Annotated in this window: 8 protein-coding genes and 1 tRNA gene; all 9 read left to right on the top strand. The window is 64.4% G+C overall.

Annotated elements, in window-relative coordinates; all coding sequences use genetic code 11:
* Positions 1-135: 135 nt before the first annotated feature.
* The 9 genes from UCD39_RS16175 to rpoC all read left to right on the top strand — a co-directional run bounded on the left by UCD39_RS16175 (position 136) and on the right by rpoC (position 12,490).
* Positions 136-211 (top strand) — tRNA-Trp (locus UCD39_RS16175).
* Between the two features lie 104 nt (positions 212-315).
* Entirely contained in the window at positions 316-513 is a 198-nt protein-coding gene (gene secE, locus UCD39_RS16170; protein WP_145736506.1) for a preprotein translocase subunit SecE, read from the top strand.
* A gap of 4 nt (positions 514-517) precedes the next feature.
* Positions 518-1,048, top strand: coding sequence for a transcription termination/antitermination protein NusG (nusG, locus tag UCD39_RS16165; protein ID WP_004271317.1), 531 nt, complete (start codon positions 518-520; stop codon positions 1,046-1,048).
* Positions 1,049-1,213: 165 nt separating this feature from the next.
* Positions 1,214-1,648, top strand: a complete 435-nt coding sequence (gene rplK, locus UCD39_RS16160) for a 50S ribosomal protein L11 (RefSeq protein ID WP_040842373.1) — start codon at positions 1,214-1,216, stop codon at positions 1,646-1,648.
* The gene (gene rplA, locus UCD39_RS16155) at positions 1,645-2,352 is read left to right on the top strand and encodes a 50S ribosomal protein L1 (RefSeq protein ID WP_416211005.1); all 708 of its coding nucleotides are present in this window, start codon (positions 1,645-1,647) and stop codon (positions 2,350-2,352) included. Before rplK ends, rplA begins: the two co-directional genes overlap by 4 nt.
* A 365-nt stretch (positions 2,353-2,717) precedes the next feature.
* Positions 2,718-3,236: a 50S ribosomal protein L10 gene (gene rplJ, locus UCD39_RS16150; RefSeq protein ID WP_088871001.1), complete on the top strand. Its 519-nt coding sequence runs from the start codon at positions 2,718-2,720 to the stop codon at positions 3,234-3,236.
* A 54-nt stretch (positions 3,237-3,290) separates the two neighbouring features.
* Complete coding sequence (gene rplL, locus UCD39_RS16145; protein WP_145613980.1) at positions 3,291-3,671, top strand: 50S ribosomal protein L7/L12; 381 nt, start codon at positions 3,291-3,293, stop codon at positions 3,669-3,671.
* Between the two features lie 310 nt (positions 3,672-3,981).
* Positions 3,982-8,169 carry a DNA-directed RNA polymerase subunit beta gene (gene rpoB, locus UCD39_RS16140; RefSeq protein ID WP_330496965.1) on the top strand — a complete coding sequence of 1,396 codons (4,188 nt, stop codon included), beginning with the start codon at positions 3,982-3,984 and terminating at the stop codon, positions 8,167-8,169.
* 121 nt (positions 8,170-8,290) lie between these two features.
* On the top strand, positions 8,291-12,490 hold the full coding sequence (gene rpoC, locus UCD39_RS16135; protein ID WP_330496964.1) for a DNA-directed RNA polymerase subunit beta': 4,200 nt from the start codon (positions 8,291-8,293) through the stop codon (positions 12,488-12,490).
* Positions 12,491-12,554 lie beyond the last annotated feature (64 nt).

The following is a 12,554-nucleotide window of genomic DNA, read 5'->3' as shown; positions in this document are numbered from 1 at the left end:
TGCCGGGTCACCGGCCGCTTGTTCTGACGCAGGTCAGCCCCGCATACGAGGGGCATGCTGTTTTATCTGGACAAGCGGTTCCGAATGGTGAATAAACCGGCGCTCCGAGACGCGGGAAACTGCGGCCGGCGACGTAGGAGTGTAGCTCAATTGGTAGAGCACCGGTCTCCAAAACCGGGGGTTGGGGGTTCGATCCCCTCCACTCCTGCCACGTCGCTCCGCTGAAGCCCTGTCCGGGCGGCCCTTGGGGTCGGGCGACGGCAGCGATGCCGCAGTAGTATGACGAGTAGCTCTGAACGTGGTGGCGTAGCCCTTATGGCGAAGACCAGTCCTGCCCAGTTTGTGCGCGAAGTGCGCCGTGAGATCGCCAAGGTGACGTGGCCGACCCGCAAGGAAACGGTCATCTCCACCTGGATGGTGTTCCTCATGGTCATCGTCGCGTCTCTGTTCTTCCTGGCGGTCGATCAGATCATCGCGTTCGCTGTCCGCCTCGTTTTCGGTATCGGAGGCTAAGGTCATGGCCGCTCGTTGGTACGTCGTTCACGTTTATTCCGGATTCGAAAAGAAGGTCTCTCAGTCGATTCGTGAGAAGGCCGCCCAGAAGGGTCTGGAAGATCAGTTCGAGGAAATCCTCGTCCCGACCGAAGAGGTCGTCGAGGTGCGCCGCGGCGCCAAGGTGAACTCCGAACGGAAGTTCTTTCCCGGCTACGTGCTGGTGAAGATGGAACTGACGGACGAGAGCTGGCACCTGGTGAAGAACGCGCCCAAGGTGACGGGTTTCCTGGGTGGCGGCGGCAAGCCGCAGCCCATCAGCGAGGCGGAAGCCTTGCGCATCATGAACCAGGTGCAGGAAGGGATCGAGCGGCCCAAGCCCTCCATCCACTTCGAAGTGGGCGAGAACGTGCGCGTCACGGACGGCCCCTTCACCTCGTTCACCGGCCTCATCGAAGAGGTCGACGAGGACAAGGCGCGGGTCAAGGTGGCGGTGTCCATCTTCGGCCGTGCGACTCCCGTCGAGCTCGAGTACGCGCAGGTCGAAAAGATTTAAGCGGGACGGCGCCCAACCCTCTTGGAAGGTTGGGTGTCTTCCCATTCCCCGCGTGGGAGGCGAGCCCGAACGAAAGTCCATGGGGCAAGCCGAACCACGCATCCCGCAGATCCGGGTGGCGCCCCTTGGGTGGGGTTCCGTCCGGATTGTTGTTGAGGACGTATCATGGCGAAGAAGATCGTCGGTTATATCAAGTTGCAGGTGCCGGCCGGCAAGGCCAACCCGTCGCCGCCCATCGGCCCGGCGCTGGGTCAGCGCGGCCTGAACATCATGGAATTCGTGAAGGCCTTCAACGCGAAGACGGCCGACCTGGAGCAGGGCATGCCCATCCCGGTCGTGATCACCGCCTACGGTGACCGCACCTTCACGTTCGTCACCAAGACCCCGCCGAACACCTACTTCCTGAAGAAGGCCGCCGGCATCACCAAGGGCGCCGTCCAGGTGGGCAAGGGCGCCGCGGTGGGCAAGGTGAAGATGTCGCAGATCCGCGAAATCGCCAAGACGAAGATGCCGGACCTGAACGCGAACGACATCGAGGCGGCTGCCAGCATGCTGGTCGGCTCGGCCCGTTCCATGGGCCTGGAAGTGGTGGAGGATTGATCATGGCCGGCAAGCGTCTCAAGAAGGCTAACGCCACCGTCGACCGGAACAAGTTCTACGCCCTGGACGAGGCCGTCCAGTCGGTGAAGGGCAACGCCACCGCCAAGTTCGACGAGACCGTCGAAATCGCCATGAACCTGGGCATCGACCCGCGTCATGCCGACCAGATGGTCCGCGGCATGGTTCAGCTGCCCAACGGCACCGGCAAGACCGTTCGCGTCGCCGTGTTCGCCCGCGGCGCCAAGGCTGATGAAGCCCTGGCCGCCGGCGCCGAGCTGGTGGGTGCGGAAGACCTGGCCGACAAGATCCAGGCGGGCGAGATGAACTTCGACCGCTGCATCGCCACCCCGGACATGATGGCCCTCGTCGGCCGTCTGGGTAAGGTGCTGGGCCCGCGCGGTCTGATGCCGAACCCGAAGCTGGGCACCGTGACGATGAACGTCGGCGAAGCCGTGAAGTCCGCCAAGGGCGGCTCGGTCGAGTTCCGCGCCGAGAAGACCGGTATCGTCCACGCCGGCGTGGGCAAGGCCAGCTTCAGCCAGGAAGCCCTGGCCGAGAACATCAAGGCCTTCGTTGGCGCCATCAACCGCGCCAAGCCGACGGGCGCCAAGGGCACCTATATCGAGAAGGTCAGCCTGAGCTCCTCCATGGGCCCGGGCCTGAAGCTCGACGTCGCCGCCCTGGTCGCGTCGATCTCGGCCTAAGGCTGAAGAGAGTTTCCGCCCAAGCCGTCCGGATCCTTCGGGATGCGGACGGTGCGGTCGGCGGAGGGCCGGACCGATCCGTCCTTCCAACCCTGTCCAAGACTGCGGGCGCCAAGCCGGTACCGATTACCCCTCACGGGGAATGACGTTCGGGGCGGCTTAATGAATGCCGGCATAGACGGGAGTAGCAAGCGTATTGGCCAGGTGGTCGGACTTACCGCCCGCTTGGAATGGATGGCTTGTCGCTTCTGGGGCAGGTTCACCGGTTTCGGATGGACTCCATTCGTGGGGGAAGCCCGAGGCTACATTTGGACCGGGAAGAAAGGCGCGTGCGCCTATCTGTCCCAGTTGTTAGGAGGCGAACCGTGGATCGCACAGAAAAGCAAGCGACCATCGCGGCTCTGCATCAGGCGCTCTCCGCCACCTCCCTGGTCGTCGTGACCCGCCAGTCGGGCATGACGGTCGCCGAGGTGACGGACCTGCGCCGCAAGATGCGGGCCGCTGGCGCAAGCTTCAAGGTGACCAAGAACCGGCTCGCCCGTATCGCCCTGAAGGGCACCCAGTTCGAAAAGCTGGACGACCTGTTCGTCGGCGTGACCGCCATCGCTTACTCGAGCGATCCGGTTGCGGCGGCCAAGGTTGCGATCGCTTATGCCAAGGCCAATGACAAGTTCAAGATCATTGGCGGCGGCATGGGCGCTACCGTCCTGGACGACAAGGGCATCGAGGCTCTCTCGAAGCTCCCGTCCATCGAAGAACTGCGTGGTCGCCTGCTTGGCATGCTCCAGACCCCTGCCACCCGCATCGCCGGTGTGCTGCAGGCTCCGGGCGGCCAGGTGGCGCGCGTGCTGTCGGCTTACGCCAAGAAGGGCGAGGCGGCCTGAGCCTCGCGTACTTTTCGTAATTCTCAAGACAAGACCTGATTTAGGAGAACATCCATGTCCAAGCTGGAAAAGCTGGTTGAAGAGCTGTCCGCTCTGACCGTCATCGAGGCCGCCGAGCTGTCGAAGCTGCTGGAAGAGAAGTGGGGCGTTTCCGCCGCTGCTCCCGTCGCCGTTGCCGCCGTTGCCGGCCCGGCCGCTGAAGCTGCCGCTCCCGCCGAAGAGCAGACCGAATTCACCGTGATCCTCGCCGACGCCGGCGACAAGAAGATCAACGTGATTAAGGAAATCCGCGCCATCACCAACCTGGGCCTGAAGGAAGCCAAGGACCTGGTCGAGGGTGCGCCGAAGACCGTGAAGGAAGGCGCCACGAAGGACGAAGCTGCTAAGATTAAGAAGCAGCTGGAAGACGCCGGCGCGAAGGTTGAGGTGAAGTAAGAAACGCCCCCCTGTGGACGTTTCTGAAAAAAAGATGGCGCTGGACGGCGGCATTCCCCATATGGGGGACCGTCGCCCGGCGCTGTCGCCTTTTTTTGGAGGATGTCGTATGCTGACCCTCCAGTATCTTCCCGAAGAAGGTTCCGCGATGGAATTTGGGGCGGGAAGGGTAGTGTAAGTGGTTTGGCGCCGGACGGCGGCCGCCTCTGATGGGGCGGGGCCGGACGCGCCTATTTGTGCTTGTTCGCTTGCCGTCGCATCCATCGGCCGGCGCAGTTGACCCGGGCCTAGTTCACGAGAGGCGCATTTCATGGCCAAGTCGTTCACGGGACGTAAGCGTATTCGCAAGAGCTTCGGACGTATCCCCGAAGTGACCCGCATGCCGAACCTCATCGAGGTTCAACGGAGCTCCTACGACCACTTCCTTCAGATGGACACGGCGCCCGAAAAGCGCGCCAACCTGGGCCTTCAGGAAGTGTTCAAGTCGGTTTTCCCGATCAAGGACTTTTCCGACCGTGCCGTGCTCGACTTCGTTAAGTACGAGCTTGAACAGCCGAAGTACGACGTCGAGGAATGCCAGCAGCGCGGCATGACCTTCGCCGCCCCGCTGAAGGTGACCCTGCGCCTGACCGTCTTCGACATCGACGAGGACACCGGCCTGAAGTCGATCCGCGACATCAAGGAGCAGGACGTCTACATGGGCGACATGCCCCTGATGACGGCCAACGGCACCTTCGTGATCAACGGCACCGAGCGCGTCATCGTCAGCCAGATGCACCGGTCGCCGGGCGTGTTCTTCGACCACGACAAGGGCAAGACCCATTCGTCGGGTAAGTACCTGTTCGCCGCCCGCGTGATCCCCTACCGTGGTTCCTGGCTGGACTTCGAGTTCGACGCCAAGGACCTCGTCTACGTCCGTATCGACCGCCGCCGGAAGCTGCCCGCCACCACCCTGCTGTTCGCGCTGGATGGCGCTGAGACGCAGAAGCTGCGGGCGGAGCGTGCGAAGGCCGGCCACGGCCTGGCCCCGTACGAGGCCCAGGGCATGTCCAAGGAGGAGATGCTCGCCGCCTTCTACGACACCATCACCTATTCCCGCGCCGGCGACGGCTGGAAGACCCCCTTCGTTGCCGAGCGCATGAAGGGCGTGAAGCTGGCCTCCGACCTCATCGACGCCCGCACGGGCGAGGTGCTGCTGCAGCGTGACACCAAGATGACCCCCCGCGTGCTGAAGAAGCTGCAGGAGGGTGGCCTGGAAGAGGTGAAGGTGCCGACCGAGGAGCTGGCTGGCCGCTACCTCGCCATCGACATCATCAACGAGCTGACTGGCGAAGTGATCTTCGAGGCGGGTGACGAGATCACCACCGCCGCCCTGGAGAAGCTGGAGAAGTTCGGCGTGGACGAGGTGCCGGTTCTGGCCATCGACCACCTGAACGTCGGCGCCTACATCCGCAACACCATGGCGGCGGACCGTAACGCCAGCCGTGAAGACGCGCTGATCGACATTTACCGCGTCATGCGTCCGGGCGAGCCGCCGACGCTGGAAAGCGCCGAGGCGCTGTTCAGCGGCCTGTTCTTCGACAGCGAACGCTATGATCTGTCGGCCGTGGGGCGCGTGAAGATGAACGCGCGTCTGGGCTTCCAGACCGACGACCAGATGCGCGTCCTGCGCAAGGACGACATCCTGGCCATCCTGAAGCTCCTGGTCGAGCTGAAGGACGGTCGCGGCGAGATCGACGACATCGACCACCTCGGCAACCGTCGCGTCCGCTCCGTCGGCGAGCTGATGGAGAACCAGTACCGCGTCGGCCTGCTGCGCATGGAGCGTGCGATCCGCGAGCGCATGAGCTCGGTCGAGATCGACACGGTCATGCCGCATGACCTGATCAACGCCAAGCCGGCCGCGGCGGCGGTGCGTGAATTCTTCGGCTCCTCGCAGCTGTCGCAGTTCATGGACCAGACCAACCCGCTGTCGGAAATCACCCACAAGCGCCGCCTGTCGGCGCTGGGGCCGGGCGGTCTGACCCGTGAGCGCGCGGGCTTCGAAGTCCGCGACGTGCATCCCACCCACTATGGCCGCATCTGCCCGATTGAGACCCCCGAAGGTCCGAACATCGGTCTGATCAACTCGCTGGCGACCTATGCCCGCGTGAACCAGTACGGCTTCATCGAGAGCCCCTACCGCAAGGTGGTGGACAAGCGCGTCACCAACGAGGTGGTCTATCTCTCCGCCATGGAGGAAGGCCGCTACATGGTGGCGCAGGCCAACGCCACCCTGGACGCCGAGAACCGCTTCGCCGACGAGCTCATCAGCTGCCGTAAGGGTGGCGAATACATGATGGCCCGTTCCGACATGATCGACCTGATCGACGTGTCGCCGAAGCAGCTGGTGTCCGTCGCCGCGGCGCTGATCCCGTTCCTGGAGAACGACGACGCCAACCGCGCGCTGATGGGCTCGAACATGCAGCGTCAGGCCGTGCCGCTGATCAAGGCGGACTCGCCGCTGGTCGGCACCGGCATGGAAGCGACCGTCGCCCGTGACTCGGGTGTGGCCATCGCGGCCCGCCGGGCTGGCGTCATCGACCAGATCGACGCCACCCGCATCGTCGTGCGCGCCACTGGCGACACGGACGCGGCGGCCCCCGGCGTCGACATCTACAACCTGCTGAAGTTCCAGCGCTCCAACCAGAACACCTGCATCAACCAGCGTCCGCTGGTGAAGGTGGGCGACCGGGTGGAGAAGGGCGACATCATCGCCGACGGTCCGTCGACCGACCTGGGCGAGCTGGCCCTGGGCCGCAACGTGCTGGTCGCGTTCATGCCCTGGAACGGCTACAACTTCGAAGACTCGATCCTGATCTCCGAGCGCATCGTGCGCGATGACGTCTTCACCTCGATCCACATCGAGGAGTTCGAGGTCATGGCCCGCGACACCAAGCTGGGCCAGGAAGAAATCACCCGCGACATCCCCAACGTCGGCGAAGAGGCTCTGAAGAACCTCGACGAGGCGGGCATCGTCTACATCGGTGCCGAGGTGAAGCCGGGTGACATCCTGGTCGGCAAGGTGACGCCGAAGGGCGAAAGCCCGATGACCCCGGAAGAGAAGCTGCTGCGCGCCATCTTCGGTGAAAAGGCCAGCGACGTGCGCGACACGTCCATGCGCCTGCCGCCGGGCGTCACCGGCACGGTGGTCGAGGTGCGCGTCTTCTCCCGCCGCGGCGTCGACAAGGACGAGCGCGCGCTGGCGATCGAGCGGGCCGAGATCGAGAAGCTGGCCAAGGACCGCGACGACGAGAAGGGGATTCTGGAGCGCAGCTTCTACACCCGCCTGAAGGAAACGCTGGTTGGCCAGACGGTGCTGTCGGCTCCGCGCGGCATCAAGTCGGGCGAGGTCATCACGGAAGAGCTGCTGTCCGGCCTGTCGCGCGGCCAGTGGCGCCAGATCGCGGTCGCCAACGACCAGATCATGGAGAACGTGGAAGCCTACGGCCGGGTGTTCGACGAGAGCATCCAGAAGCTGCAGGAGCGGTTCGAGAACAAGGTCGAGAAGCTGCAGCGCGGCGATGAGCTGCCGCCCGGCGTCATGAAGATGGTCAAGGTCTTCGTGGCGGTGAAGCGCAAGCTGCAGCCCGGTGACAAGATGGCTGGCCGTCACGGCAACAAGGGTGTGATCAGCCGCATCCTGCCCATCGAGGACATGCCCTACCTGGCCGACGGCCAGGCGGTCGACATCGTTCTGAACCCGCTGGGCGTGCCCTCGCGCATGAACGTCGGTCAGATCCTGGAGACCCATCTGGGCTGGGCCTCGGCCAACCTCGGCAAGCAGATCGGCCAGATGCTGGACCAGATGCGCCACGCCGAGCCGGAGGCCAAGGCCCCTGTCCTGGATGCGATCAAGGGCCGGATGAAGCACATCTACGGCGAGGCCGCCTACACCGAGGAGGTGAGCGACCTGACCGATGGTGAGGTGCTGGAACTGGCCGGCAACCTGCGTCGTGGCATTCCGTTCGCCACACCCGTCTTCGACGGCGCGCGGGAGGACGACATCGTCCGCATGCTGACGGAAGCCGGCATCGACAGCTCGGGCCAGATGGTGCTGACCGACGGCCGTACCGGCGAGGCGTTCGATCGCAAGGTCACCGTCGGCTACATCTACATGCTGAAGCTGCATCACCTGGTGGACGACAAGATCCACGCGCGCTCCATCGGCCCGTACAGCCTGGTCACCCAGCAGCCGCTGGGCGGTAAGGCCCAGTTCGGTGGCCAGCGCTTCGGTGAAATGGAGGTCTGGGCGCTGGAAGCCTACGGCGCCGCCTACACGCTGCAGGAAATGCTGACGGTGAAGTCGGACGACGTGTCCGGCCGCACCAAGGTCTACGAAGCCATCGTCCGTGGCGACGACAACTTCGAAGCCGGCATTCCCGAAAGCTTCAACGTGCTGGTCAAGGAACTGCGGTCCCTGGGCCTGAACGTCGAGCTGAACGAGCGGACCTACTGATCGCCGGTCGAGTTGGGACGGCGCCCTCGGGGATCTCCCCGGGGGCGCTTGTCCGTCCCGGTTCGCAGCCCCCAGGTCTGCGACATACAGAATTCCCAGCCCTTCCCAGGGGAGACGGCTTATGAATGAGTTGATGAACATTATCGGCCAGGTGCAGGGGCCGCAGAGCTTCGATCAGATCCGTATCTCGATCGCCAGCCCCGAGCGCATCCGGTCCTGGTCGTTCGGCGAGATCAAGAAGCCCGAGACCATCAACTACCGCACCTTCAAGCCGGAGCGCGACGGCCTGTTCTGCGCCCGCATCTTCGGCCCGATCAAGGACTACGAGTGCTTGTGCGGCAAGTACAAGCGCATGAAGTACCGCGGCATCATCTGCGAGAAGTGCGGCGTCGAAGTGACGCTGGCCAAGGTCCGGCGCGAGCGCATGGGCCACATCGAGCTGGCCTCGCCGGTCGCGCACATCTGGTTCCTGAAGAGCCTGCCGAGCCGCATTGGCCTGCTCATGGACATGACGCTGAAGGATCTGGAACGGGTCCTGTACTTCGAGAACTACGTCGTCACCGAGCCCGGCCTGACCCCGCTGAAGCTGCACCAGCTTCTGTCGGAGGAGGAGTACATCCAGGCCCAGGACGAGTACGGCGAGGACGCCTTCACCGCGTCCATCGGCGCCGAGGCCATCAAGGTCCTTCTCTCCGCCATCGACATGGAAGAGGAGATGAAGACCGTCCGCGAGGAGCTGAAGGAGACTTCCAGCGAGGCCAAGCGGAAGAAGCTGGTCAAGCGTCTGAAGCTCATCGAGGCCTTCCTGGAGTCCGGCTCGCGTCCGGAATGGATGATCCTGGACGTCGTTCCCGTCATTCCGCCGGAACTGCGCCCGCTGGTCCCGCTGGACGGCGGCCGTTTCGCCACGTCCGACCTGAACGACCTGTACCGCCGCGTCATCAACCGTAACAACCGCCTGAAGCGGCTGATCGAGCTGCGCGCGCCCGACATCATCGTGCGCAACGAGAAGCGCATGCTGCAGGAGGCCGTCGACGCCCTGTTCGACAACGGCCGCCGCGGCCGCGTCATCACCGGCGCCAACAAGCGCCCGCTGAAGTCCATCAGCGACATGCTGAAGGGCAAGCAGGGCCGCTTCCGTCAGAACCTGCTGGGTAAGCGCGTCGACTATTCCGGCCGTTCGGTCATCGTCGTGGGCCCGGAACTGAAGCTGCACCAGTGCGGCCTGCCGAAGAAGATGGCGCTTGAGCTGTTCAAGCCCTTCATCTACGCCAAGCTGGAACTGTACGGCATGGCCTCCACCATCAAGGCGGCCAAGCGCATGGTGGAAAAGGAGCGTCCCGAGGTATGGGACATCCTGGAAGAGGTTATCCGCGAGCACCCGGTCATGCTGAACCGGGCGCCCACGTTGCACCGTCTGGGCATCCAGGCCTTCGAGCCGACCCTGATCGAAGGCAAGGCCATCCAGCTGCACCCGCTGGTCTGCACCGCCTTCAACGCCGACTTCGACGGCGACCAGATGGCCGTGCACGTCCCGCTGAGCCTTGAGGCCCAGCTGGAAGCGCGCGTCCTGATGATGTCGACCAACAACATCCTGTCGCCCGCCAACGGCAAGCCCATCATCGTCCCCAGCCAGGACATCGTCCTGGGTCTGTACTACATCACGATGGAACTGCCGGGCGCGGTGGGCGAGGGCATGGCCTTCACCGACATCGGCGAGATCGAGCAGGCCCTGGCGGCCAAGGTCGTCACCCTGCATTCCAAGGTGAAGGCCCGCTACCACACCGTGGACCAGGATGGTAACCCCATCGTGACCCGCGTGGAGAGCACGCCTGGCCGCATGCTGCTGTCGGAAATCCTGCCGCGGCATCCGGCGATCAGCTTCCAGATGATCAACCGGCTGCTGACCAAGAAGGACGTGGGCAACATCATCGACGCCGTCTACCGCCATTGCGGTCAGAAGGAGACGGTGATTTTCGCCGACCGCCTGATGAAGCTGGGTTTCAGCCACGCCTGCCGCGCCGGCATCTCCTTCGGCAAGGACGACATGGTCATCCCGGCCGAGAAGGAGACGCTGATCCACGAGGCGCAGGAGCGCGTCAAGGAGTACGAGCAGCAGTACCTGGACGGCCTGATCACCCAGGGCGAAAAGTACAACAAGGTGGTCGACGTCTGGTCGGAAACGACCGAAAAGGTCGCCGGCGCCATGATGAAGGTCATCGAGCAGCCTCGCCCCGGCGTCGGCGTCAACTCGGTGTACATGATGGCGCACTCCGGTGCCCGTGGCTCCGCCGCCCAGATCAAGCAGCTGGCCGGTATGCGCGGCCTGATGGCCAAGCCCTCGGGCGAGATCATCGAGACGCCCATCATCTCGAACTTCAAGGAAGGCCTGACCGTGTTGGAGTACTTCAACTCCACCCACGGTGCCCGTAAGGGTCTGGCCGACACCGCCTTGAAGACGGCGAACTCCGGTTACCTGACGCGCCGTCTGGTCGACGTCGCGCAGGACGCCATCGTCGTCGAGCATGATTGCGGCACCACCAAGGGCCTGACCATGCGTGCCGTCATCGACGGTGGCGAGGTCATCTCGCCCTTGTCGGAGCGCATCCTGGGCCGTTGCGCCTCGGTCGACGTGGTCGATCCGCTGAGCGGCAAGGTTCTCGTTCCGGCCGCAGGCCTGATCGACGAGCAGGCTGTGGAGTTGATCGAGCGCGCCGGCATCGACACCGTGCTGATCCGCTCGGTGCTGACCTGTGAGACCCGTGAGGGCGTCTGCGGTTGCTGCTACGGCCGCGATCTGGCCCGCGGCACCACCGTGAACATCGGTGAGGCCGTCGGCGTCATCGCCGCGCAGTCGATCGGTGAGCCCGGCACGCAGCTGACGATGCGTACCTTCCACATCGGTGGCGCGGCGCAGCGTGGCGCCGAGCAGTCGTCCGTGGACAGCAGCCTTGATGCCAAGGTCGTCGTGAAGAACCGCAACATGGTTCTGAATGGCGAGGGCGTTCCCGTCATCATGGGCCGCAACGTGGAACTGGCGCTGTTCGACCTGCAGGGTCGTGAGCGCGCCCGTCACCGCGTCCCCTATGGCGCCAAGCTGAACAAGCTGCTGGTCGAGGACGGCGTGCTGGTGAAAAAGGGCGATCGCCTGGCGGAGTGGGACCCCTACACCCTGCCGATCATCACCGAGCGGGAGGGTACCGCCAACTACGTCGACCTGGTCGAGGGCGTGTCCATGCGTGAGGTGGTCGATGAGGCCACGGGCATCTCGTCCAAGGTGGTGGTCGACTGGCGTCAGCAGCCGCGCGGTGCGGAACTCCGCCCCCGCGTGACCCTGCGCGACGCCAACGGCGATATCATCAAGCTGCCGAACGGCGTGGAGGCCCGCTACTACCTCAGCGTGGACGCCATCCTGTCGGTGGAGAATGGCGCGCATGTGAAGGCCGGTGACGTGCTGGCCCGTATCCCGCGTGAAAGCTCCAAGACGCGTGACATCACCGGCGGTCTTCCGCGCGTGGCGGAGCTGTTCGAAGCCCGTCGTCCCAAGGACTTCGCCATCATCTCGGACATCGATGGCCGGGTTGAGTTCGGCAAGGACTACAAGACGAAGCGCCGCATCGTGGTCGTCCCCAACGACGAGAACGAGACGCCGCGTGAGTACCTGATCCCGAAGGGCAAGCACATCTCCGTGCAGGAGGGTGACTATGTCCAGAAGGGCGACCTGCTGATGGACGGCAACCCCGTCCCGCATGACATCCTGGCCGTCATGGGCGTGGAGGCTCTGGCCTCTTACCTCACCAACGAAATCCAGGACGTCTATCGTCTGCAGGGCGTGAAGATCAACGACAAGCACATCGAGGTGATCGTTCGCCAGATGCTGCAGAAGGTCGAGATCGACGAGCCGGGTGACACCACGCTGCTGATCGCCGAGCAGGTCGACCGCGCCGAGTTCGAGGCCGAGAACCGCAAGGTTCAGGCCCGCATGGACGAGGGCGAGGGTGGTCTGCGGTTCGCCCGCGGCCGTCCGGTGCTGCAGGGCATCACCAAGGCCAGCCTGCAGACGCGCTCCTTCATCTCGGCCGCGTCGTTCCAGGAAACGACCCGCGTGCTGACGGAAGCCGCCGTCCAGGGCAAGTCGGACAATCTGGAAGGTCTGAAGGAAAACGTCATCGTCGGCCGTCTGATCCCGGCCGGTACCGGCAGTGTCGTGAACCGCCTGAAGCAGATCGCCGCCGAGCGCGACCGGGAACTCTCCGCCTTGCAGGCGGGTGACGCCCCGGCCCTGCCGACGGAGACCCCGACGGAGCAGCCGGCCGCCTGAGGCTGTCGGGTGCTTGAGTAAAGAGAAGGGCCGCATCCCGGTTGGGGTGCGGCCCTTTTCCTAT

Origin of the sequence: Nitrospirillum karajorum, from assembly GCF_036348415.1 — a bacterium.
GTDB classification, from domain to species: Bacteria; Pseudomonadota; Alphaproteobacteria; order Azospirillales; family Azospirillaceae; genus Nitrospirillum; species Nitrospirillum amazonense_B.
The sequence above is the reverse complement of the archived record's forward strand: the minus strand, read 5'-3'. Positions and strand labels throughout refer to the sequence as shown.

Bases quoted from the DNA above. Each gene is read 5' to 3' on its own strand.
- rplL (WP_145613980.1), top strand. From the start codon at position 3,291: ATGTCCAAGCTGGAAAAGCTGGTTGAAGAGCTGTCCGCTCTGACCGTC.
- rplK (WP_040842373.1), top strand. From the start codon at position 1,214: ATGGCGAAGAAGATCGTCGGTTATATCAAGTTGCAGGTGCCGGCCGGC.
- nusG (WP_004271317.1), top strand. From the start codon at position 518: ATGGCCGCTCGTTGGTACGTCGTTCACGTTTATTCCGGATTCGAAAAG.
- rpoC (WP_330496964.1), top strand. From the start codon at position 8,291: ATGAATGAGTTGATGAACATTATCGGCCAGGTGCAGGGGCCGCAGAGC.
- rpoB (WP_330496965.1), top strand. From the start codon at position 3,982: ATGGCCAAGTCGTTCACGGGACGTAAGCGTATTCGCAAGAGCTTCGGA.
- secE (WP_145736506.1), top strand. From the start codon at position 316: ATGGCGAAGACCAGTCCTGCCCAGTTTGTGCGCGAAGTGCGCCGTGAG.